General features: G+C 67.7%; 17 protein-coding genes, 1 tRNA gene and 1 pseudogene. 10 read left to right on the forward strand and 9 right to left on the reverse strand.

Going from position 1 to position 22,158, the window contains the following annotated elements; translation table 11 throughout:
* Positions 1–35 precede the first annotated feature (35 nt).
* Positions 36–1,427 (forward strand): annotated as a pseudogene (locus RHA1_RS48995) (NAD(P)/FAD-dependent oxidoreductase); the annotation flags it as partial.
* An 854-nt stretch (positions 1,428–2,281) separates the two neighbouring features.
* Here the strand turns inward: RHA1_RS48995 and RHA1_RS26075 are convergent.
* Positions 2,282–2,355: transfer RNA gene (locus RHA1_RS26075), tRNA-Gly, on the reverse strand.
* A 96-nt stretch (positions 2,356–2,451) separates the two neighbouring features.
* Positions 2,452–3,276: an oxygenase MpaB family protein gene (locus RHA1_RS26080; protein WP_011597535.1), complete on the reverse strand. Its 825-nt coding sequence runs from the start codon at positions 3,274–3,276 to the stop codon at positions 2,452–2,454.
* A gap of 86 nt (positions 3,277–3,362) precedes the next feature.
* On the opposite strand from RHA1_RS26080, the gene RHA1_RS26085 reads away from it, so the two are divergent.
* The 7 genes from RHA1_RS26085 (at position 3,363) to RHA1_RS26115 (ending at position 12,907) form a co-directional block, all read left to right on the forward strand.
* Entirely contained in the window at positions 3,363–4,031 is a 669-nt protein-coding gene (locus RHA1_RS26085) for a TetR/AcrR family transcriptional regulator (RefSeq protein WP_011597536.1), read from the forward strand.
* A 9-nt stretch (positions 4,032–4,040) separates the two neighbouring features.
* A complete protein-coding gene (gene dcd, locus RHA1_RS26090; RefSeq protein WP_005238072.1) occupies positions 4,041–4,610 on the forward strand; it encodes a dCTP deaminase in 570 nt (189 codons plus the stop codon).
* Positions 4,611–4,733: 123 nt separating this feature from the next.
* Positions 4,734–6,134 (forward strand): lipase/acyltransferase domain-containing protein, encoded by a 1,401-nt coding sequence (locus RHA1_RS26095; RefSeq protein ID WP_011597537.1) that lies wholly within the window; start codon positions 4,734–4,736, stop codon positions 6,132–6,134.
* A gap of 12 nt (positions 6,135–6,146) precedes the next feature.
* Positions 6,147–9,104, forward strand: a complete 2,958-nt coding sequence (locus tag RHA1_RS26100; RefSeq protein WP_011597538.1) for a CHAT domain-containing protein — start codon at positions 6,147–6,149, stop codon at positions 9,102–9,104.
* 83 nt (positions 9,105–9,187) lie between these two features.
* On the forward strand, positions 9,188–11,128 hold the full coding sequence (locus RHA1_RS26105; protein WP_011597539.1) for a DNA/RNA non-specific endonuclease: 1,941 nt from the start codon (positions 9,188–9,190) through the stop codon (positions 11,126–11,128).
* A gap of 22 nt (positions 11,129–11,150) precedes the next feature.
* A complete protein-coding gene (locus RHA1_RS26110) occupies positions 11,151–12,422 on the forward strand; it encodes a zinc metalloprotease (RefSeq protein WP_011597540.1) in 1,272 nt (423 codons plus the stop codon).
* A gap of 116 nt (positions 12,423–12,538) precedes the next feature.
* A complete protein-coding gene (locus RHA1_RS26115; RefSeq protein ID WP_009478367.1) occupies positions 12,539–12,907 on the forward strand; it encodes a hypothetical protein in 369 nt (122 codons plus the stop codon).
* 4 nt (positions 12,908–12,911) lie between these two features.
* Here the strand turns inward: RHA1_RS26115 and RHA1_RS26120 are convergent, their stop codons facing one another.
* The 5 genes from RHA1_RS26120 to RHA1_RS26140 are packed head-to-tail and all read right to left on the reverse strand — an operon-like array spanning position 12,912 to position 19,035.
* A complete protein-coding gene (locus tag RHA1_RS26120) occupies positions 12,912–13,517 on the reverse strand; it encodes a hypothetical protein (protein WP_011597541.1) in 606 nt (201 codons plus the stop codon).
* Positions 13,518–13,566: 49 nt separating this feature from the next.
* A complete protein-coding gene (locus tag RHA1_RS26125; RefSeq protein ID WP_011597542.1) occupies positions 13,567–15,252 on the reverse strand; it encodes an ABC transporter family substrate-binding protein in 1,686 nt (561 codons plus the stop codon).
* Positions 15,253–15,281: 29 nt separating this feature from the next.
* Entirely contained in the window at positions 15,282–17,138 is a 1,857-nt protein-coding gene (locus tag RHA1_RS26130; protein ID WP_011597543.1) for a dipeptide ABC transporter ATP-binding protein, read from the reverse strand.
* Positions 17,135–18,061 (reverse strand): ABC transporter permease, encoded by a 927-nt coding sequence (locus tag RHA1_RS26135; protein ID WP_011597544.1) that lies wholly within the window; start codon positions 18,059–18,061, stop codon positions 17,135–17,137. Before RHA1_RS26135 ends, RHA1_RS26130 begins: the two co-directional genes overlap by 4 nt.
* Complete coding sequence (locus RHA1_RS26140; protein ID WP_011597545.1) at positions 18,058–19,035, reverse strand: ABC transporter permease; 978 nt, start codon at positions 19,033–19,035, stop codon at positions 18,058–18,060. The genes RHA1_RS26135 and RHA1_RS26140 overlap by 4 nt, the downstream gene beginning before the upstream one ends.
* A 137-nt stretch (positions 19,036–19,172) precedes the next feature.
* Between RHA1_RS26140 and RHA1_RS26145 the strand changes: the two genes are divergently transcribed.
* Entirely contained in the window at positions 19,173–19,946 is a 774-nt protein-coding gene (locus RHA1_RS26145) for a serine aminopeptidase domain-containing protein (RefSeq protein ID WP_011597546.1), read from the forward strand.
* Between the two features lie 40 nt (positions 19,947–19,986).
* Here RHA1_RS26145 and RHA1_RS52950 read toward each other — a convergent pair whose 3' ends face one another.
* Positions 19,987–20,112, reverse strand: coding sequence for a hypothetical protein (locus RHA1_RS52950; protein ID WP_005257351.1), 126 nt, complete (start codon positions 20,110–20,112; stop codon positions 19,987–19,989).
* 137 nt (positions 20,113–20,249) lie between these two features.
* On the opposite strand from RHA1_RS52950, the gene RHA1_RS26155 reads away from it, so the two are divergent.
* Positions 20,250–20,546 carry an Rdx family protein gene (locus RHA1_RS26155; RefSeq protein ID WP_011597547.1) on the forward strand — a complete coding sequence of 99 codons (297 nt, stop codon included), beginning with the start codon at positions 20,250–20,252 and terminating at the stop codon, positions 20,544–20,546.
* A gap of 2 nt (positions 20,547–20,548) precedes the next feature.
* On the opposite strand, the gene RHA1_RS26160 is transcribed toward RHA1_RS26155, so the two are convergent.
* Positions 20,549–21,940 carry a WS/DGAT/MGAT family O-acyltransferase gene (locus RHA1_RS26160; RefSeq protein ID WP_011597548.1) on the reverse strand — a complete coding sequence of 464 codons (1,392 nt, stop codon included), beginning with the start codon at positions 21,938–21,940 and terminating at the stop codon, positions 20,549–20,551.
* Positions 21,941–22,158 lie beyond the last annotated feature (218 nt).

Genomic DNA, 22,158 nt, shown 5'->3' on the forward strand with positions numbered 1-22,158 from the left:
GCCGATTCGTCACGTCGGCCAAAAGGAGATCTGTCATGACTTCCCCCGCCGCGCCCGCCGCCTCTCCGCGCCATCGGGTGGTGGTGATCGGGTCCGGGTTCGGCGGGTTGTTCGCCACCAAGGCATTGCGTCGCGCGGACGTGGACCTGACTATCGTCGACCGCACCACCCACCACCTGTTCCAGCCACTGCTGTACCAGGTCGCCACCGGCATCCTCTCCGAAGGAGAGATCGCACCCTCGAACCGGATGATCCTCGAGGACCAACCCAACGCCACCGTTCTGCTCGGCGACGTCTCCACGGTCGACCTGACCGCCCAGACGGTCACCTCCGTGCAGGACGGGCGCACCACCGTCACCGGATACGACAGTCTCATCGTCTCCGCCGGCGCCCAACAGTCCTACTTCGGTAACGACCACTTCGCCGAACACGCCCCCGGCATGAAAACCATCGACGACGCCCTCGAACTCCGCGGCCGCATCCTCGGCGCGTTCGAACGCGCCGAGATCTGCTCCGACCCCCCCGAGCGTGCAAAGCTGCTGACCTTCGTCGTCGTCGGTGCCGGACCCACCGGTGTCGAGATGGCCGGGCAGATCGCCGAACTCGCGCACCGAACCCTGGTCGACGTCTACCGCAACTTCGACACCCGCGACGCCCGGATCATCCTCCTCGACGCCGCCCCAACCGTTCTGCCACCGTTCGGACTCAACCTCGGCAACAAAGCCGCCGCGGCACTCGAGGAGCTCGGCGTCGAGATCCAACTCGGCACAATGGTCACCGACGTCGACGCCGACGGGCTCACCGTCCGCGACAGCGACGGTGAACACCACCGCATCGACGCCGCCTGCAAGGTGTGGTCCGCCGGCGTCGCCGCCAACCCCCTGGGCGCCCAGCTCGCCGCCCAGTCCGGGGCCGACCTCGACCGCGCCGGCCGTGTCACCGTTGAGGACGACCTCACCCTGCCCGGACACCCGAACGTCTTCGTCGTCGGCGACATGATGGCCAAGGATCGTCTGCCCGGTGTCGCGCAGGTCGCCATCCAGGGCGGCCGCTACGCCGCGCAGCAGATCAAAACCGAGCTCACCGCAGCCACCAAGGACCGCACCACATCCGAGCGGGCACCGTTCCGCTACCGCGACAAAGGTTCGATGGCCACGATCGCCCGCTTCAAGGCCGTCACCAAGGTCGGCAACCCCGAACTGACCGGTGTTCTCGCGTGGATACTCTGGCTGGCCGTCCACGTCGTGTACGTCGTCGGCTTCCGCAGCCGCCTGGCCACGCTGATCTCTTGGACCTGCACCTTCCTCGGCCGCTGGCGAGGCCAACTCACCATCACCGACCAACAGATCACAGCCCGAAACGCCATCGCCCAACTACACCTGATCAACAACGGCCACGACGACGCCGACGACCCGATCGCAAAGGCCGGCGCAGATTTCCTTGGCGACGCGTTCGCGCCGGAAACGCCCCCCTCTCCTTCGCCGTCTCGGGGAAAGAAGAGGTCTGCAGGGATCGGCGGTGGTGTGACCGGCTTTGTCGCTCGCTGCCGCTGGCTAGGCCCCGGCGTTGTGGAAATTGTGCGGTTGGTTCTGGCGCTCGGGTCGGCACACCGGTGCGGCTTGGAGGCCCTGGCGGATGAGCATGTGTCGGTGCCGACCGACAAGGGTGCATGTGGGCAAGGTGTCCGCACTGGTGGCCGGAATGGTTGCGGGCGCGGACAGCATCGACGACATGGCAGTGCTGCGGCACGGAGCCCTCCCCACGGTCTTCGACCGCCCGTATGCCCCGTCGACGCTGGGCTCGTTCCTGCGGTCGTTCACCTTCGGGCACGTCCGCCAACTCGACGCCGTAGCCACCCGCTTCCTGTGTGGCTTTGGCCGAACGGACATTCAGCCTGCACGACTGGTTCGCCAGTCGCGGGATTCCCGATCCGTGGGCTCGGTACCTCGGAGAAGCGGCATCCGAGCGCACACCGGTTCGAGGGCGCCGCGGCAATCGAGCCAACAAGTGCCACACAGAATCGTCGTCTGCCACACCTCCCGGCAGAAAATGACCCATTATCAGGCACGGGTTCGCCAGATTCAGCGCCCCACCGGTCGAACGTCTCGCACACCGACCGTAGAAGCGGGTGTAACCGCGTCGAATGTGCAGAAAGTACGGTCCGAATCCGATCCCGGCCTAGTAGGTGAACCCAACAGGCTCCATCGGGTGTACACCCGGTGGTTCGGTCGGTCGTCCGTCCGTCGGTCGTGGTGGATGGAGCCGAGTAAGTGTAGAGAGATGGAGCCGATGACGGGAATCGAACCCGCGTATTCAGCTTGGGAAGCTGATGTTCTGCCATTGAACTACATCGGCGCGCACGATATTGGGCGCCCGTAGGCAGGCCCAACACCCTGCGGCGGAAACATTATCAGATGGTGATCCGGACTACCCGGGCACACGCGCGGTGTGTCATACGAGGGGTTTGCCGGCTTTCATTCGGCGTCGCAGATCGAACATGAGCAGGTTGTAGGGGAACTCCCGGATGCGGACGGGGATGCGCCTGCTGAGGGTGCCGATGGTGCGCAGGGTCCGGTCGAAGCGCTGCTGATCCTTGTCGGTCCATGTCAGGTGCATTTCGTCGCGGAACTGCTGGGGCAGGAAGCCGTTGGTGAAGAACATGTTGAGCCGGCCGAACAGGCGGGAGACGATGGCGGGCAGGAATTCGAGTTGTGCGATGGAGAGGACGTGTTCGCGGATGGTGTCGTCGATCGACACCTTGTCGAGGGCCTTGTTCCAGTACTCCTCGAATGCGACGCGGTCTTCGGGCCACATGTCCGGGGGCACCTGGAGGGTGGTGCCGAACGTGGCGCCTTCCTTGTAGAAGAACTCGGCGGCTGCGGGGGGGAGGTCGCCGTGCAGGGCGCGGTTGACGTCCTCGAACCCCCGGTAGATGCAGGCGGCCACCCACAGCTGCAGTTCGGGGTCGAACGCGTTGTATTGCACGGGGCTGTCGGGGGTGGAGCGCACCTTGGCGTGGGCGCGGTTGACGCCCTTGCGGAAGGCCGCCTTCTCCTCGTCGGTGCCGCGGGCCGCCACCACGAGGTAGGTCAGCGTGGTGCGGGTCCGTTTGATCGGATGCCTGAACAGCTGGCCGCTCTCGACCTTGCTCTCGTATACGCCGTACCCGACCCCGGGATGGGCGAGCTGCATGATGATGTTCGCGGCGCCTGCCAGTAGTCCGGCGCCGTCCATGACCTGATCGAGACGGTCCGGTACTTCGAGTGACGTCGACATTTGTGTTCCCTCTCCCCACCACGGATTCGCTATCTGAACACGACCGTACTCACATATATGTTCGCCGTCCAGGGTCCGGTGGAAAGATGGTGCGCATGGCTACCGCACCGGTGAACGCGAACGTCGGACCCTCGACGAGCGACGGTGGGCGCGTCTATGGCGGCCAGGAGCGTGACCAGCGGAAATCGGAACGGCGGGGCCAGCTCATCGAGGCGGGACTCGATCTGCTGGGCAGCGCGGACGGCGACCACGCCCTGACCGTGCGCGGAGTCTGCAAGCAGGCCGGACTCGCCACCCGCTATTTCTACGAGAGCTTCACCGACCGCGACGCGCTGGCCGTCGCCGTCTACGACCACGTGGTGGACCGGATCGCCACCAGCACCCTGGACGCCGTGTCGAACGCCGGGCCGGGTGAACGCGACATCGTGCGCGCCGGCGTCCGCAACATCGTGCGGGAGGTTGCCGAGGATCCGCGTCAGGGCCGTCTCATGTTCTCGGTGGCGCAGTCGAGCGCGGTGCTGGCGCAGCGCCGCCTCGACAGTTCGCGGCTGTTCGCGGGCCTGGTCACGAAGCAGACGGTCGGGTACTACGAGGTGGCCGAGAGCCCGCGCCTCGACCTGGCCGCGCACTTCATGGTCGGCGGCCTGGCGCAAACTCTGACGGCGTGGTTGAACGGCACCGTGACCCTCCCCGAGGAGGAGCTCGTGGACACCTGCACCGAACTGCTGCTCTCCATGGCCATCCACACCCGTTAACCTCTACCTGTGCTCCTCTCCGATCGCGATCTCCGTGCCGAAATTTCCGCTGGACGTCTGGGCATCGACCCGTTCGACGATTCGATGGTCCAGCCCTCGAGCGTGGATGTGCGCCTCGACAGCCTGTTCCGGGTGTTCAACAACACCCGCTACACGCACATCGACCCAGCTCAGCGGCAGGACGAGCTGACGACGCTGGTCGAGCCGGCCGAGGGGGAGCCGTTCGTCCTGCACCCGGGCGAGTTCGTTCTCGGCTCCACGCTGGAGGTGTGTTCGCTGCCCGACGACCTGGCGGGACGCCTGGAGGGCAAGTCCTCGCTTGGCCGCCTCGGACTGTTGACGCACTCCACGGCCGGGTTCATCGACCCCGGCTTCAACGGGCACATCACGCTGGAGCTTTCCAACGTCGCGAACCTGCCCATCACCCTGTGGCCGGGCATGAAGATCGGCCAGCTGTGCCTGCTGCGGCTGTCGAGCGCGGCGGAACACCCGTACGGCAGCTCCGCCGTCGGCTCCAAGTACCAGGGCCAGCGGGGCCCGACGCCGTCGAAGGCCTACCTCAACTTCGCGCAGAGCTGAGCCGCGCGGCCCGACGAAAATATTGCAAACCGAGTGGTCCGCTACTCGTGTGTATTGCGGCGGGTGAGAGAAGACTGAGAGTCGAAGCCGCCCTCTCCTGGGCGTTCGATCCCGGAGGCCGCCATGAAAGACGTAGTCGTGTTGTTGCCCGGCATCGGCGGGTCGGTCCTCGCCCGTGACGGCAAGGACGTATGGGCGCCGACACCGGGTGTCGCGCTGGCGGGCGTGCTGTCGCTGGGCGGGAACATCAAACGCCTGAAGCTGGACGGCGACGACCCGGATGTCGACGACCTCGGTGACGGCGTCGTGGCCACCCGCCTGGTCCCGGACTTCCACTTCGTTCCCGGGCTGGACTGGAAGATCGACGGGTACACGAAGTTCCGTGACGACGTCGTCCGCCGATTCGGGGTGGTTCCGGGCGACAACTATTTCGAGTTCCCCTACGACTGGCGGCGCGACAACCGGGTGGCGGCCCGCGCCCTGGCCCGCCGGACCCACGACTGGCTGACGCGGTGGCGCGAGAAGTCGGGCAACGCGGACGCGAAGCTCGTCCTGGTGTGCCACTCCATGGGCGGAATCGTCGCTCGGCTGTTCCTCGAATTCCTGGACGGGTGGCGTGACACCCGCACCCTCGTCACGTTCGGGACCCCGTACTCCGGTTCGGTCAATGCGCTCGACTTCCTCGTCAACGGTTTCCGCAAGGGCTGGGGCCCGTTCACCGTCGACCTCAGCGCGCTGATCCGGTCGTTCACGTCCGCCTACCAGTTGCTGCCGTCGTATCGGTGCATGGCGGGCGACGGCGGGTCGTGGCTCGCGCTCGACGACGAGAAGCTCGACTGGTCGGGGACGGGTCTCGACGCCGGCCGGATGGCTGCGGCGGTGCGCCTGCACCGAGGTCTGCGCGACGCCGTCGACGCACGGCTGAAGTCGGGACACGAGGGCTACGACATCCGGCCGGTGATCGGCGACTTCCAGCCCACCAAGTGGGCCGCCCGGCTCGCCGGGGAGAAGGTCGAGACGATGACCGTCCGCGGACCCGACGAGAGCGGCGGCGACGGCACCGTGCCGAAATTGTCGTCCACCCCGCACGAACTCATGACGGGATGGAAGAACGCGGCCTTCTTCAGCCAGCGGCACGGCTCCCTCCAGAACGACGACCCGGTGCTCGACCACGTGGGCGGAATCCTGAACACCGCGACGCTCGCGCCTCCGAACGTGTTTCCGGCGGTGAACGAATCGGTCGCGCTGGAAGTCGATGACGTCACGACAGCCGAGCCGCTGGTGATCCGGGCGCGCACGGGCGCCGGGGGCGCTCGGCTTCTCGCGACGGTCGAGCCGATGGCCGGCGGTCCGAGCCGGGAACACCCGCTCGTGTCGACCGCCGACGGCTGGCAGGAGACCAGCCTCGACGGGCTGGCCGCCCAGGACTACCGGATCACCGTGCGCGCACTCGGGGTGCACCCGGTCACCGACGTCGCGAGTGTGGTCGACCTCGACGAGATCGCCCGGTCCGTGGACGTCTAGGAGCGCGGACGCATGGGACCGACACCCGGTTTCGAGGCACTGGAGATCAGCGTTCTCCGGGCCGGCGACCACATCTGGCTCTCGGCGCAGTCGCGGATGGGTTCGGTCTTCGCGGTGCGGCGGCCGATCCCGGAATGGAAACTGCCGAACGATGTCACCGGGAAGACGATCGACACACCGTCCGACTGGTTGACTGACACCGTCCGGCATGCGCGCACCGACGCCGCAACCCATGCACTCGACGTCGGGAAGGTGTTGACGGACCTGGTGTTCGGGGTTCCGGACATCGTCACGCTGCTGCAGCAGAGCCGGGGGTTGGCCCGGACCACGGGAACCCAGCTTCTCGTGCGCGTCCTCGCCGCGCCGCAGGAAGTGTGTGCCTGGCCGTGGGAGTTGCTGCTGGATCCGCAACGACCCGACCAGTTCCTCGCCATGGCGCGCGATGTCCACGTGGTGCGATCGGGGCGGTCGCGCACCTATCCGTTGCGGCAGACGCCGATCGAGCCGCCGCTCAACCTTCTGTTGGTGATGTCGAGCCCTCTGCGGGAGGGTCCCGAGGATTCCGAGGCCCCGTTCGACCTGTATGCCGAGAAACGTAGCCTTCTGTCGGAATTGCGGCCCCTGGTGGACCGGGGTCTGCTCCGCGTTGTGGTCGAGGACCGCCCGTCCGTCGAACGGCTCCGCAGTCGAATGGGCATGCAGAGACGCGGTTTTCACCTCTTCCATTACCTCGGCCACGCCAATCCGGACGGGCTCAAGCTGGAGCGGCGCAACGGTCGCGGGATGCTGCTGCCCAGCCAGGAATTCGCGTTGCTGTTGCAGCAACTCCCGGACCTCCGGCTGGCGGTGTTCGCGGGGTGTGAGACGGCACGCGCGCCGGACGGTGCCGCCGACGACGATCCCTGGCCCGGGCCGCTGTCGTCCGCCGACATCTGCGTACGTGATGCGTGCCCGATGGTGATCGGGATGCAGGCGGTGCTGCCCTTCAGGACGGAGCGACTGCTGACGCGCTTCTTCTACCAGGCACTGACCGCCGGCCAGCCGGTGGCCGAGGCGTTGCGGCTGGCGCGGCTCGCGATCAACGGAGACGAGAACAGCGGTGACCCGCTGCTCGACTGGGCGGTTCCGTGCCTGTTCGTCGGGGGTAGCGAGCCCGGCGCGATCATCGACCCGGAGGCGCGGGCGCGGCCGGAGCCGCCGTCCCGGCGGGTCGGGTTGCGGCTCGGTATCCGCCAGGGCGAACTTCGCTTCATCTCCCGCCTCGCGGAGCTACGCGAGGGGGTGGACGTGCTGTCCGGGCAGACGCCGGCGCGGTTGCTGCACGTCGTCGGAATGCCGTCGACGGGAAAGACCTCGCTTCTGGACCGGGTGCTCGACGAGCTCGATCCGCAGATCGCACATCTGTACATCAGCGCGAAACGGCTGCTCGCGGAACCCGACCCGGTCCGCGAACTGGCCCGCCTCGTCGACGAGCTGATGCGCGACGTCGGAGTGCGCACCGTCCGGCCGGGCAGATTCAGCGCCGGCGACTGGTGGGAGCGACTACTCGGCGACCTCACCGAAGTCCCGGTTGCGATCGTCATCGACGACGGTGACCTGCTGCTCGGCGACGCACCCGGAGCCCCGGACCTCCTCGACGCGCTGGTCCTGCTGACACAGCGGCGCAGCAAGGCGCGGCTCGCGGTGGCGGCCACCGCGGACCTCGTCGAACTGACGCGACCGCTCCGCCCCTCGGAGGTGCGCACGATCCGCCTCGACGCCCTGTCGTGGCCCGAAGTGTGGCAATGGATCCGGCGGAATCTGCCGACCCTGACCCGCTATCCGGAGAAGGACCTGTCCCGGCTCTACGCGGACGTGCGACACCTGGAACTGTGGGAGCAGTTGGCCGATCTCGCCGCCCGGAACGGCACGTTCGACCCGCGGGACCTGCCGGTCCTCGTCCGGCAACTCGGCGTCGGCGCCCCGAAACCGGCGCCCCAGGTATCGAACGGGTCCGACTTCTTCGGCGCCGAAACCGCTGTCCCCGAAGCGGAGGCAGCGGCAGCGTCGCCGGTGCGGCGCGCGTTGCGGTTGGCGGTCGCGGGTCCGTTCACGGTGGGCCGACGCGAAGAGATCGCCGTCGCTGTCACGCAGTGCGCCATCAAGCACGGGGTTCCGGGGCGGGTAGTAGCCGGAGAGACGGGGGAGGGTGAATCGGCACTGGCCGAACTCCTTCCCGGGGAGCTGGCCTTCGGCGACGGTGTCCCGTCCGAGCGCGACGTCTGCCGGTGGATGGAGGACGCGGCCCTGGCCGACGCGGACATCCTGGTGTTCGACTACGGCAACGCGGTGCCCTCGGATGCGCAGAATGCGGTGATTGCGCGCCTGGTGAGCGACGGCAGGCTGGTGATCGCCTCGGGCGACCACTCGGACGAACCGGCATATCCTGCGTGGAGTGCGGACGCGTTCGCCGTCGGAGCCGTCGAGGACGACGGCACGCTCACCCACGAAACCCCGTACTTCCCCGACGCGGGGAAACCCGACATCTACGCGCCGCGGACGATCACCGGGACAGCGTGCGAGCAGCTCGTCGATCGACCGGAGATGGACGGCACGACGTTCGCCGCGCTGTACGTGGCGGTCGCCGCCATGCTGGTGTGGGCGACCGACCGCGATCTGACGGCGCCGGAGGTCCGGGCGCTGCTGGTCGAGACGGCGACACCGATACAGGCGACGCGCGGCGACACCGCGAAGCAACTCGACGTCGAGGCGGCGCTGGATTCCGCGCGGCGGAAGGTCATCGTCGGCGCGCTCGGGTCGGACGCACTCGAACTCGGGCAGCTCCTCGCGGAAACCCCCATCCGGCCGGAACTGGCGGTTCCGTTGCTCGACGACCTCGTGGCCGACGGCGACCGCATCCGACGGGTCGTCCGGAACGGCGTCGAACAGTACGAACGCACCGACACCGTGGCCGGGCCGAGAAACGAGTAGCTCACTACGCATGACCGATGTGCCCGCGACGAGCAGGCTCGCAATCGCAGGACGAGCCGCCCGACCTACGTGAGGACCGAGTCATGACCATCGTCGACAACATCGGAGACGGACAGGCGCAGCGCGCGATGCCCGGGGGAACGTTCGAGGCGGAACGGCAGCGACAGCGCGATGCGGCGGAATTGCGTGCCCGCGAACGGGCACCGCAGCGGGGCGAGCACGTGGACGCACTCAACGGCCCCGGAGGCGTCGCCGCCGCGGACACTCCCGAACGGATCGCGAAGCGGGTGAACCGGCTCGGTCGCTACTACGCGGCGGGGGACTGGGCGTCGGACACCCTTCCGGATCAGGTTCTCGAGAAAATAATCAACACAGCCGATTTCGTCGGCGTCCGATACCTCGATGCCGGCGCCGCCGCCGCCCGGTCGATCGGGCGCGTCAACATCCGCGACGCGCGGGGAACCCTGCAGGGCTACGGCACGGGCTTCCTCGTCTCACCCACCCTGCTGCTCACCAACCATCATGTGCTGCCGAACGCGGACACGGCGCGCAGCAGCGTGATCGAGTTCGACTACCAGGACGGCATCGACGGGAAACCGCGCCCCGTGCAGATGTTCCCGCTGGACCCGGGGCGGTTCTACCTCGCCGACCGGGAACGCGACTTCGCGCTCGTCGCCGTCGGAGCCGAACCCGGAACGCTCGCCCAGTTCGGTTTCAACCCGCTGATCCAGGCGGAGGGCAAGGCCGTCATCGGCGAATTCGTGACCATCGTGCAGCACCCCCGCGGCGAGAAGAAGCAGATCGCCCTGCGGGAGAACCGTATTGTCGACATACCCGAGCGGTTTCTGCACTACTCGGCCGACACGGAACCCGGATCCTCGGGTTCGCCGGTCTTCAACGATCAGTGGGAGGTGGTCGCGTTGCATCACGCGAGCGTGCGGGCGCTACAACACACCGAGTTCGGTGGTGTCCTCAACGAGGGCGTGCGCATCAGCCGCATCCTCGAGTACGTGCGCGCGCAGAACCTCACCCCGCAGTCGCGTGACCTCGTCGACGACATCGTCCGCGCGGAGCGGACGGCCCCGACGGCATCCCCGGCCGTCGAACACGAACGGGAAGTGACCGTCCGGGTTCCCCTCGAGATCACGGTGCGTCTCGGCTCCGTCGACTCACCGGCCGCCGCCCGGCGACCCGCTGAGCCCGAGGCGATCTCGATCGACCCGAACTACAACACGCGCGGCGGGTACGACGCGAACTTCCTGCGTGTGCCGCTACCCCTTCCGCGGCCCGGGACACCGTCGGTCGCGTCACCGGAGTTGAAGTACCACCACTTCAGCGTCGTGATGCATCGTGAGCGGGCGCTGGCGCTGTTCACTGCCGTGAACATCGACGGAACGCAGTCGCAGAGCCCGCGGCGCGACAGCGACAGATGGATTCTCGACCCGCGACTTCCGGCCGATCAGCAGACGGGGGAGGACGTGTATCGGGACAATCCGCTCGACCGCGGACACCTGGTGCGCCGACTCGACCCGGCGTGGGGGCCGCTCGCCAAGGCGGCGAACGACGACACGTTCCACTTCACGAATTGCACTCCGCAACATCACAATTTCAACGCGGGCCAGACCCTGTGGCTGGGCCTCGAGGATTACGTCCTGAAGAACGCGGACAACGCCGACCTCGCCGTCAGTGTCGTCACCGGACCCGTTCTCGCGCCCGACGACCCCGAATACCGCGGGGTGGCGCTGCCGCGTCAGTTCTGGAAGACGGTGGCCATGGTCAAGCAGAACGGCGGTCTCTCGGTCACCGGATACCTGCTCAGCCAGGCCGCCCTGCTCGACGAATTCGCCGAGGGGGAGGAGGCGTTCTCCTACGGCGCGTACCGCACGTTCCAGGTGCCCGTGCGGCGGATCGCCCAGTTGACCGGGCTCGGGTTGGACCCGTGCATCGCGGCCGATCCGCTCGAGCGGATCGAGGCGAGCGCCCTGCCTCGCGAACTGATCCGTCCCCAGGACCTGATTCTCTGAAACCGAAAGGGAGCCCGACGCCATGAGCACCAACGAATCAGCGATCGATCTGCCCACGCAGCGCACCTGCGGGGCGATGGACGTGCACCGCCGGTTGTTGACCGAGTCGGAGTCGTATCGCATCGCCCGATCGGAGATCGAGAACCAGACCATCGACCTGGAATCGCTGCAGTCGATCGCCGCTCGCGGCGTCGCACGGATTCCGGTCGTCGTTCACGTCGTGTGGAAGGCTGCGGCGCAGAACATCTCCGACGCGCAGATCGAGAGCCAGATCGCGGTGCTCAACAAGGATTTCCGGGCCACCAACGACGACGTGGACACCGTTCCGTCCGTGTTCGAGCATCTGGTCGGCGACGCGGAAATCGAGTTCTACCTCGCCGACACGGATCCGGACGGACGGGCGACGAACGGAATCACCCGAGCTGCAACCGAAGTCGATGCGTTCGATCAGAACGACGGCGTCAAATCCGCGGAGACCGGCGGCGCCGATCCGTGGCCGACACAGAGATACCTGAACATCTGGGTCTGTGCGCTCGGCGGTGGTCTGCTCGGCTACGCGCAGTTCCCCGGCGGTCCGGTCGCCACCGACGGCGTCGTGATCACCTACACCGCGTTCGGGACGACGGGCACCGCACGGGCCCCGTTCAACCTCGGGCGCACCGCGACCCACGAGATCGGGCACTACTTCAACCTGTTCCACATCTGGGGTGACGACGGCACCGGGTGCCGGGGCTCCGACGAGGTCGGCGACACCCCCAATCAGGGCGGGCAGAACGTCGGGATGCCGCGATTCCCGCACATCACTTGCGGGAACGGCCCCCACGGCGACCTGTTCATGGATTACATGGACTACACGGACGACGCCGGGATGGTGATGTTCACCAAGGGGCAGGGCGCGCGGATGGGAGCGTGCCTCGACGGCGTCCGGAAGCAGTTGTGGACCGGGCGGCCCGGGGGAACGGAGTCCGCCGCGTCCGCGCTGGTTTCCCGAAGTGCCGCGGGACGATGGCGGCACTCGTTCGAGGAGGACCACGACGGCGTCCGCGTGTACAGGCCCGCCGGATTCGACTTCCCGCGCGCGAGGGGGCGTGGCGGTATCGAATTCCGGCCGGACGGCTCGTTCGTCGACTGGGTGATCGGCCAGGGAGACGCCGACGAACCACGTGAAGGCACGTGGGTGCCCGCCGAGGACGGGCGGCTCGAGGTCACCACGGCGGCGGGCGACTTGCGCACCGTCCGGGTGGTGCGGCTCGAGGAGGACCGTCTCGAATTGGACGTGGGTGACGCCTCCTGACCCTGGCGGTGGGAGGTACCCGCGGGGATATAATTCTCTGACCTGGTATTCACACTCAGTGACGCGGTTCCGCCGTACTCGGGGAGACGGATTGGCGCGCCCCGAAAGGAATTCCGATGTCTACTCGACAAGTGGTGGGCCGGTTGGGTGCAGTGATCGCCGTGGCAGGCGCACTGTCGTTCGCAGTGCCCTCGGCCGTCTCCGCGGCGCCCTTCATCCCCGGCTCGATGTCGACCTGCGCCCCCGGCGCGTGGCTGACGTTCAACGCGGAGCGGGTCGCGCCCGACCGGATCCGGTACACCACCGCCGCGCCGCTCGCGCAGTGGAACGGCGCCGTCGTGCAGTTCACGAACCTCACCACCGGGTTCCGGGGTGTCGCGTTCGTCAACGACCCGGTTCCCGCCGCCGTGGGGTTCGGCCCCGTGCTGAGCGAGATCGCCGGACTGCTGCCGTGCTTCGTCAGCGCGGGCGTCACCATGTCCTGACCCCTCAGCTGGGGTCGGAGCCGCGGACGGCCGCCAACCACACCGCGACGGCCGCCGCCACACACGTCGCGCCGGCGAACGCCGGCAGTCCACCGCCCGCGACGTAGACCCACAATGCCCCGACGAACGGCGCCGCGACCGCGAATTGGGCGTCGAGGACGAGTCGGCGGACCGGCCGAGCGGCCGTCCGTGCGCGCACCGGACCGTCCGGATCCGGACGCGACGGGTTGTCGATCAACCGCCCGGCCGGCTCCGAGCGACGCGCTCGACCGGAGGGGAGCAGTCGACGGTTTTCCCAGACGACGACACGGCGACGCCCCGCGCAGTGCACGGTCGCCGCGGTCGGGGTCGGCAGGGTGATCAGGACGGGATCGAAGAACACCGGAATCCACAGTGAACCCGGTTCCTCACGAACCTCGATCCAGGACCTGCTGGTCAGCCGATGCAGCTGGCGGACCCGGTGCACCGTGGCAGGGCGCCCCGGCTCCGACCCCGAACGGGTGGCAGCGAACCATGTGTAGCCGGTGACACCGAGCACCGTCGCCGCGACCACGACCAGTGCGCTGAGCTGATCGGCGTCGGCGACGACGGCGAACGCTCCGCACACCACCAGCGCACACGCGCCGACGGCAACGGGGTAGCGGATGGCCGCGAACCCGCTAATTCAGGAAGCCGATCTTCGTGTAGTCGTAGGACGCGAGTCCGGCGGCGCCGAAGTTCGCCAGGTTGTCGCGCACCGCGACATTGCCCGGCGCCTGCACCAGCGGCAGCGAGAACCCCTCCTCGAACACCGCGGTGTCCACCTCGTTGGCCAGTTCGATCGCCTTCTGCGGGTCGAGTTCCGAGATCGTTCGCTCGATCAGCGCGTTCAGTTCGGGCGAACCGATCCGGCCGTAATTGCCCTGCAGGTCGTCGGGGTTATACGCGTAGATCTGGGGCAGGCCGCTGAGCGGGAACGGGTCACCCACCCAGGAGAATTGGGCGATGTCGAAGTCGCCGGGCTGGATGACATCGGTGAAGAATCCGGTGCCGCCGCGGGTGTCGATGTTCAGTTTGACGCCGATCTGCGCGAGGTTCTGCTGAAGGATCTGTGCGATCTGAACCCAGGTGGTCGACTGGTACATGACGTCGCGGATCTCGAGCCTGCGCCCGTCCTTCTCCCGGAACTCGCCGTCGAGTGTCCAGCCGAGTTCGTCGAGCCGCCTCGCGGCCTCCTCGGGGTCGTAGGAGACGGCTGCGCTGTTGTCCTGGTAGCCCTCCTGACCGTTGAGGTAGACGTGGTTGTTCAGCGGCTGGGGATCGTCGACCAGACCGTTCTGGATCGCGGTCGCGATGCCCTGCCGGTCGATGCCCTTGGACAGCGCCACCCGCAACTCCGGATCGGCGAGGATCGATCCCTCCGCGCCGTTGAACGTGATGTGCGAGAACTGGTTTCCCGGCGCCCGGCGGATCGCGATTCCCTCCGAACCCTGTGCGGTCTTCACCTCGTCGATGGTGCCCAGTCCGGACGCGTCGATCTCGTTGTTCTGCAGAGCGGGAATGCGCGCGGCGTCGTCGAGCACGCTGTAGGTGATGGTGTCGAGTTTCGGGGTGTCACCCCACCACGCGGGGTTGCGGCCCAGTGTGATTCGGTTCTGCGCCCTGTCGATCGACGCGATCCGGAACGGTCCCGACGTCAGCGTGACCCCGTCGCGCAGACTCTCGTTGAACGCCTCGGGGGTCGCGGTCACCGACTTCGGGTAGAGCATCGAATTGCCCGCGAACTGGCCCTTCCACTCGGCGTACGGCTCGGCAAACGTGATCACCGCCTGACGGTCGTCGACGCCGCGCTCGACCCTGTCCACCCGCTCGAACCCGGACGTGTTCGCGATCAGGAAGTCCTTGTTCTCACCGCTGAGTGCCGCGGCCTGGGACTGGATGTCCGCCCACGTGATCGGGGTGCCGTCGGACCACACCGCCCTCGGGTCGATCGTGTACGTGACCTGCTGGGGGTCGGTGCCGGTGAGCGCGACGTCGGTGAAGTAGTCGTGGTTCACCGACAGCGCTCCCGAGGCGTCGGTGCTGAACGCGCGGGGCATCATCGGCTTCAGCATGGCGCCGATCTCGGTGTCGTTGCCGTCGTTGGACAGCGTGTTGAAGTTCGCGGGGAAGCCCGACAACGCCAACCGCAGGTTTCCGCCGTCGCGCAGCTCGCTGGGGTCGTGCGGGTTGATGTCGTTGGTGGTGCCGATCGATCCGGATCCGGCCTCGACATCACCGGTGTCCGAACCGCCGCAGCCACCGAGAACAAGTCCGATGGCCAGGATCGATACCGCGAGGCGGGTGCGCGCCGAACGAATCCTCATGGGGTGCCCTTCCTCGAAGTTCGCTGACGCTAGTGTGCCAAAAACGTCGGATCCGGAACGGGAATTGCCTCGAGGAGCGCCCGGGTGTACTCGTGTTGCGGATTCTCGAAAATCGTCTGCGCGGCCCCCGACTCGACGATCCTGCCCCGGTACATCACCGCGACGTCGTGTGCGATGTTGCGGACCACCGACAGGTCGTGGGAGACGAACAGGTACGACATGCCCCGCTGCTCCTGAAGATCGCGCAGGAGGTTGAGCACCCCGGCCTGGATCGAGACGTCGAGCGACGACACCGGCTCGTCCAGGATCAGCAGTTCCGGGTCGAGTGCGAGCGCCCGGGCGATGCTGATCCGCTGCTTCTGGCCGCCCGAGAAATCCGCCGGATAGCGATCGGCGTGCTCGCGGCGCAACCCGACGAGGTCGAGTAACTCCGGTACCCGGCGGCCGACCTCCTCACGCCTGCGGCCGTCCAGCCGGAGTGGCTCGGCGAGAACGTCGAACACCGGCAGCCGGGGGTCCAGTGACGCCGTCGGATCCTGGAAGACGACCGCCATCTTGCGCCGGATCGCGCGCCTCTCGGGTGGGCTCAGCGCCGCGACGTCGGCGCCCAGCACCGCGATCGAACCGGATTCCGGCGCGGCCAGGTCGAGAATCTGCGTCAACGTGGTCGATTTGCCCGAGCCGGATTCACCCACCAGCGCCAGCGTGCGGCCGGCTCGGATGTCGAAGCTGATGCCGTCGACCGCTCGGATCTCGCCCCGCTTGCGGCGGAACACCAGACCGCTGGTGATCGGATACGTCTTCACGAGATCGGTCACCTGCAACACCACCCGGTGTTCGGGTGCCGTCTCCGCGGTGGGGGCGGGTGCCGGCTGGTCCCGCCGATACGCCGTGAACAGGTCTCGGGTGCCCATCTCGTCGACGCGGATGCACGCAGTCTGATGACCGGGTCCGGTCGAGACGAGTTCCGGCTCGGCGAGCAGGCAGGCGTCCACCGCGAGCGGGCAGCGCGGCGCGAACGTGCAGCCCGGTGGCAGCGAATGCAACGCGGGCGGGGCACCGGCGATCGAGACCAGGCGGCTCCGGATCGGTGCATCCATCCGCGGCACCGACACGAGCAGCCCTGCGGTGTAGGGCATTCGGGGTTCGGCGAACAGTTCGCGCACCGGCGCCGACTCCACCACCCGGCCCGCGTACATCACCACCACGCGGTCGGCCAGCGTCGCGGCGATGCCCATGTCGTGGGTGATCATCACGACGCCGGCGCCGGTGAGGTCGCGGGCCTTGCGCAGCAGGTTCAGGATCTGCGCCTGCACGGTCACGTCGAGGGCGGTGGTCGGTTCGTCGCAGATGATCAGCGCAGGGTCGTTGGCGATGGCGATGGCGATCACGACGCGCTGGCGCATGCCGCCGGAGAACTCGTGGGGAAAGGCCTTGGCGCGCACCGCCGGATCGGGTATCCCTACCAGGTCGAGGAGCTCGACGGCACGCTGCGCGGCATCCTTCTTGTTGCTCGCCCTACCGTGGACGAGCAGCGCCTCGGCGATCTGGTCACCGATCCGGTACACCGGCGTCAACGCGGACAGCGGGTCCTGGAACACCATGCTGACCGTCTTCCCGCGCAGCGCCGACAGCTCCTTGTCGCCCATGCCCAGCAGCTCGCGGCCCTGCAACCGGATGGAGCCGGTGACGCGCGCGTGCTCGGGCAGCAGACCCATCACGGCGAGGGACGCCACCGACTTGCCCGAACCCGACTCACCCACGATGGCCAGCACCTCGCCGTCGGAGACGCTGTAGCCGACACCGCGGACCGCCTCGATCCGGCCTTCCTCGCTGGGAAAGCTGACCCGCAGGTCCTCGATCTCGAGCAGCGGTTGCCCGGTCACCGCGTCGCCATCGTCTTCCTCTTGCGGGACCGGGCGCGCGTCGAGCTGGGGTCGACCGCGTCACGCAGACCGTCGCCCACCAGGTTCGCCGACAGCACGGTGATCACCAGCAGTCCGCCCGCGAACAGGAACAGCCACGGGTAGGTGAGGGCGGATTCGGTGCCGTCGGCGATCAGCGACCCGAGAGAGATGTCCGGTTTCTGGACACCGAACCCGAGGAAGCTGAGCCCGGTCTCGGCAAGGATCGCGGCACCGACGTTCAGGGTCGCGTCGATGATCAGAATCGACGCGATGTTGGGGACGATGTGGCTGGTGATGATCTTGTGGGTGGGGGCGCCCATGTACCGGGCCGCCTGGACGGATTCCCGCTCGCGCAGGCTCAGCGTCATTCCCCGGACCATCCGGGCGGTGATCATCCAGCCGAACACCGCCAGCAGCAGGATCAGCAGGGCGATCGAGCTCGAGGACTTCAGCCGCGGAGTGAACACGGCGATGATGATGAAGCTGGGAACGACGAGCAGCAGGTCGACCAGCCACATGATCACCCGATCCGGCCAGCCGCCGACATACCCCGCCAGGGCACCGACGAGCGCCGCGATGGCGGTGGAGAAGATCGCGACGCAGATCCCGATGATCAGCGACTTCTGCAGCCCGCGCAACGTCTGGGCCAGAACGTCCTGGCCGATCTGGTTGGTGCCGAACGGATGTTCGGCGCTGGGCGGCTGCAGCAGCGCGGTGTAGTCGAGTTGCTGATAGTCGTAGGGGAGCAGGTACGGTCCGACGAAACTGCCCACGAACAGCAGCACCAGGACGCACACCCCGGCGATGGCGGGCTTGTTCCGGAGAAACCGCCGCCACAGCAGGGTCCGGCGACCGACGGCCGACACCGCCGCATCGGTGGACGCGATCTGGATCTCGGTCACCCGACACGCACCCTCGGGTCGAGCGCCGCGTACACCACGTCCGAGAGCAGCCCCGACAACAGCACGATCAGCCCGGTGAACGACGTGATCGCCACGACGATGTTCGTGTCCTGATTGTCGATGCCGATCACGATCCACTCGCCGATACCGTGCCAGCCGAAGATCGTCTCGGTGAACGTCGCGCCGACGACCAGCGCCCCGAAACCGTAGGCGAACAGCGTCGCCATCGGGATCAGTGCCGTACGGAGCCCGTGCTTGAGCAGTGCCGCCCGCCGGGTCAGTCCCTTCGCCCGCGCGGTCCGGATGAAGTCGCTCCCCAGAACGTCGAGCATCGCGTTGCGCTGGTACCGGCTGTAACCGGCGATGCTGCCCAACGCCAACGCGATGGTCGGCAGCACGAGATGCTGCACGCGGTCGACGAACTGCGGCCAGAACCCGGTGATCGTGCTGGCCGAGGATTCGCCGGTGTACAGGAAGATCTGGTTGCCGGTGGCCGAGTTGATCTGGAGAGCACCGTATTTCAGCAGGGTCGCGACGAGGAACACCGGCGCACTGAGAATCAGCAGCGACACGACGGTGCTGAAATAGTCACTGAACTTGTACTGCCGGATCGCACCGGCGGCGCCGATCAGCACACCCAGCACCGCTCCGATCACGGAACCGAGGATCAGCAACCGCATGCTCACCAGGATCCGGCGACCCAGCTCGTCCGACACCGGCTGACCCGTGATGGTGGTGCCGAAGTCGCCGTGGACCACGCCGCCCAGCCAGTTCGCGTACCGCACCGGGATCGGATCGTCCAGATGCAGTTCGGCGGCCTTCGCGTCGATCACCGATTGCGGTGGCCGCGGATTGCGCTGCTCCAGGCTGTCGAGCGGACGGAACGTGAGCGAGGCGAGACTGAACGTCAGGAACGACGCCAGCAGCAACAGCACCACGTAGTTGAGCGCTCGTCGTAGCAGGAAGCCGGCCATCGGTCCCCCTCGCAGCTAGGGCTCAGGGTACGAATTATAGGAGCGTGCCGCCGGCGGTCGGCCCTCCTCGGCGAAACCGGTGCCGGGTCGGAGATCGCCGCCCGGCACGTCGCGTCCCCGCTTGTTAGCGTGGCGGGGTGATACTTCGTGCCGGGTCCGCCGAACCGCTGACGCGGCGCACGGCACACCTCACGACGTACGAGGAGCACGCGGTGACCGTCCCGCGCTCCGGCGATCGTGCGGTGGTCGCGGTGCCGCGCGGGGTGACGCCGTCCGCGGTCGCGTACTACCTGCACGGGCGGACGGGGGACGAGAGGTCGATCGGCGACCGCGCCGGCCTGCGGGACGGCTTGCTGGACGCCGGCTACCTGGTCGCCAGCCCGTACCTGCACGGCGACCAGTGGGGAAACCGGCCGGCGCAGGACGCGGTGGTCGCACTGGACGAGTGGGTGTCGCATCGGTGGCCGGTGACACGCCGCTTCCTGATCGGCGAATCGATGGGTGGTAACGCCGCCGCCAACGCCGTACGCCTGCGGGAGGTCGCGTGGGACGGAGCCGTGTTCATCGCTCCGTCGCTGTCGCTGCGCGCGGTGTGGGAACGGGGCGAACACGGACGCGACACCGTGCGGGACGCCTTCCGCTTGTCCGCGGACGGGCAGGACCTCGAATCGAAGACCGAGCGCTGGGACGCCGTCCGGCACGAGCCGGGAGACTATGTCGGAGTGCCGATTCGGGTGTACGCGTCGCGGGAGGACGAGGTGGCGAACATCGCCGGCGTCACGGGACCGTGGGTCGAGATGCTCCGCCGCGGCTCGGACGCCGTCGAGTTCGTGGAGGTGAGCGGACCGCACGTCTCGGAAGACCACTTCCGCACCGCGGAGGTCGTGCAGTTCTTCGAGAGGATCCGGTGAACACGGGGAGGCCTTCTCGGCGAAGACCTCCCCCCGTTGTTCAGGCCTCGGTGCGGTGCGTGGTGTCCAGGCGGAAGATGTTGGTGAAGAAGTCCTTGACGGCCTGGATCTTCTCGTTGGTCAGCTCGATGGCGTGGCGACGCGATTCTTCGAGCGCGGTGGACATGGCGGCTTCCTTTCGTCGAGGGGCACAGCATGGCGATCGACAGTCTGCCTCAGGATGCTGACGTCCGCATGACGAACAGGTGTCCTCCGTGCAACTCGAACAGCAAGCGGGGGAGCACCTTCGGTTAACCTGGCACGATGACGACGAGCAGCACGGACGGCCGGGTCGCGATCACCTACTGCACCCAGTGCCAGTGGCTGTTACGTGCAGCGTGGATGGCGCAGGAACTACTCGGCACGTTCGGGCAAGAACTCGGCGAGGTCGCGCTCGTCCCCGGCACCGGCGGGATCTTCCGCATCACCGTCGACGACGAACTGATCTGGGACCGCAAGGAGCAGGGCGGCTTCCCCGACATCACCGTGCTCAAGCAATTGGTCCGGGACCGGGTGGCACCAGACCGCCACCTCGGGCACAGCGACCGTAAGAGTCCCTAGGGTCAGATTCCGACCGCGCGCTCGAGGGCGCGCAGTTCGTGCCCCAGCCGGGCGGGGATCGACTTCAGGTCGGGCACCGCGCTGCGGCAGCCGGTGACCCCGAACGAGATGATGTCGTCGTTGCTGGTGCAGGTGATGTTCAGGCCCTGGCCGTCGACGGGCACCGACAGCGGGTAGATCGCGTCGAGTCGCGCCCCGTTCCAGTACAGCGGCGAGCTGGGGCCCGGAACGTTGGAGATGATGAGGTTGAACGGCGGGCGCACCCGCGAGTTGTGCCCGAACAGCATGCTCGCGCCGATCGGTGCCGCGCCGAGAGCGCTCATCGCGAGGATCTGCGTGGCACTCATCGTCTCGTACGCCTCCTTGCCCTCGCGCATGGACGTCCGGATGGTGTCGAGGCGATCCGCCGGATCGGGGAGGTGGGTGCCGAGGTTGCACATGAGCACCCCGATGTTGTTGCCGTTCGACGCCTCGCGCTGACTCTTCAGCGACACCGGCACCATCGCGATCAGCGGCTCGGCGGGCAGCGCGTTCTGATCCTCGAGGTAGCTGCGGAGCGCTCCCGAGGACATCGCGAGCACGACGTCGTTGATGGTGGTGTCGGACAGCTTGGCGACGAGCCGGAGACGTTCGAGCGGCCACGACTGCGCCGCGAACTGGCGGGCACCGGTGATCGGCACGTTGAACGGGGTCTTGGGTGCGGACAGGGCGAGCGGGCCGCCCTGGTCGCGGAAGGCGCGGGACACGGTGCCGGCGAGCGCGGGCACGAGCCCGGCGACCTCACCGACGGTGTCGCGGGCCGCGCGGAACGTGGAACCGGCCAGACCCGACAGGCTGAACGCCTTCGACGGCGTCCGCTGCGGCCGCGGTCCCCGCGGCTGCCACGGTGCCGGCACGTCCCGGTCCTCGGAGTTCTCGCTGAGCGCGTTGCGCAGCATCTTCATCGCGGTGACGCCGTCGGCGACCGCGTGGTGGATCTTGGTGTAGACGGCGAACCGTCCGTCGCCCAGTCCCTCGATCAGGTGCATCTCCCACAGCGGGCGGCTGCGGTCGAGCAGCGATCCGTGCAGCCGCGAGCAGAGTGCCATCAGCTCCGCCTCGCCCCCGGGGGCGGGCAGCGCGTCGTGCCGGATGTGGTGACCGAGGTCGATGTCGTCGACGGTCTCCCAGCTCCACTGACCGAGCGTCGAGAAGGACCGGTGGGCTCGCTTGGCGAGCCGGGGGGTGACGATTCCGTCGCCGTCGGCGAGCGCGCGGTCGAGCATCGCGCGCATGTCGTAGGTGTCGGCGCCTTCCGGGAGCTGGAAGATCTCCACGCCGCCGACATGCATCGGGTGCTCACGGGACTCGCCGAGAAGGAACATCGAGTCGAGAGGGGACATGGGGAGCGGCATCTGAGGCCCTTTCCATCCCGTAGACGACTTCCCGGATCGCGGGAGGGCTCGTCTGTGGTCTGAGGTAACGGGAGATGGTGACGTTCCGTTTGTCAGGGACCACCACCGGATAACTAATTGATATGGGACGGGTCACGAAAGCGTGACGTCGTATTTCTACAGGTTTCGCGTGAGCCATGCCACTAGACAAGCGTCCAGTTTGGATGGTGTCATTCGAG

Origin of the sequence: Rhodococcus jostii RHA1, from assembly GCF_000014565.1 — a bacterium.
In the GTDB taxonomy this organism is placed as follows: Bacteria; Actinomycetota; Actinomycetes; order Mycobacteriales; family Mycobacteriaceae; genus Rhodococcus_F; species Rhodococcus_F jostii_A.

Excerpts from the sequence above, each read along its gene's own strand:
- RHA1_RS26080 (WP_011597535.1), bottom strand. The coding sequence starts at position 3,276 with ATGTCGACGTCACTCGAAGTACCGGACCGTCTCGATCAGGTCATGGAC.
- RHA1_RS26085 (WP_011597536.1), top strand. The coding sequence starts at position 3,363 with ATGGTGCGCATGGCTACCGCACCGGTGAACGCGAACGTCGGACCCTCG.
- RHA1_RS26095 (WP_011597537.1), top strand. The coding sequence starts at position 4,734 with ATGAAAGACGTAGTCGTGTTGTTGCCCGGCATCGGCGGGTCGGTCCTC.
- RHA1_RS26100 (WP_011597538.1), top strand. The coding sequence starts at position 6,147 with ATGGGACCGACACCCGGTTTCGAGGCACTGGAGATCAGCGTTCTCCGG.
- RHA1_RS26105 (WP_011597539.1), top strand. The coding sequence starts at position 9,188 with ATGACCATCGTCGACAACATCGGAGACGGACAGGCGCAGCGCGCGATG.
- RHA1_RS26110 (WP_011597540.1), top strand. The coding sequence starts at position 11,151 with ATGAGCACCAACGAATCAGCGATCGATCTGCCCACGCAGCGCACCTGC.
- RHA1_RS26115 (WP_009478367.1), top strand. The coding sequence starts at position 12,539 with ATGTCTACTCGACAAGTGGTGGGCCGGTTGGGTGCAGTGATCGCCGTG.
- RHA1_RS26125 (WP_011597542.1), bottom strand. The coding sequence starts at position 15,252 with ATGAGGATTCGTTCGGCGCGCACCCGCCTCGCGGTATCGATCCTGGCC.
- RHA1_RS26140 (WP_011597545.1), bottom strand. The coding sequence starts at position 19,035 with ATGGCCGGCTTCCTGCTACGACGAGCGCTCAACTACGTGGTGCTGTTG.
- RHA1_RS52950 (WP_005257351.1), bottom strand. The coding sequence starts at position 20,112 with ATGTCCACCGCGCTCGAAGAATCGCGTCGCCACGCCATCGAGCTGACC.
- RHA1_RS26155 (WP_011597547.1), top strand. The coding sequence starts at position 20,250 with ATGACGACGAGCAGCACGGACGGCCGGGTCGCGATCACCTACTGCACC.
- RHA1_RS26160 (WP_011597548.1), bottom strand. The coding sequence starts at position 21,940 with ATGCCGCTCCCCATGTCCCCTCTCGACTCGATGTTCCTTCTCGGCGAG.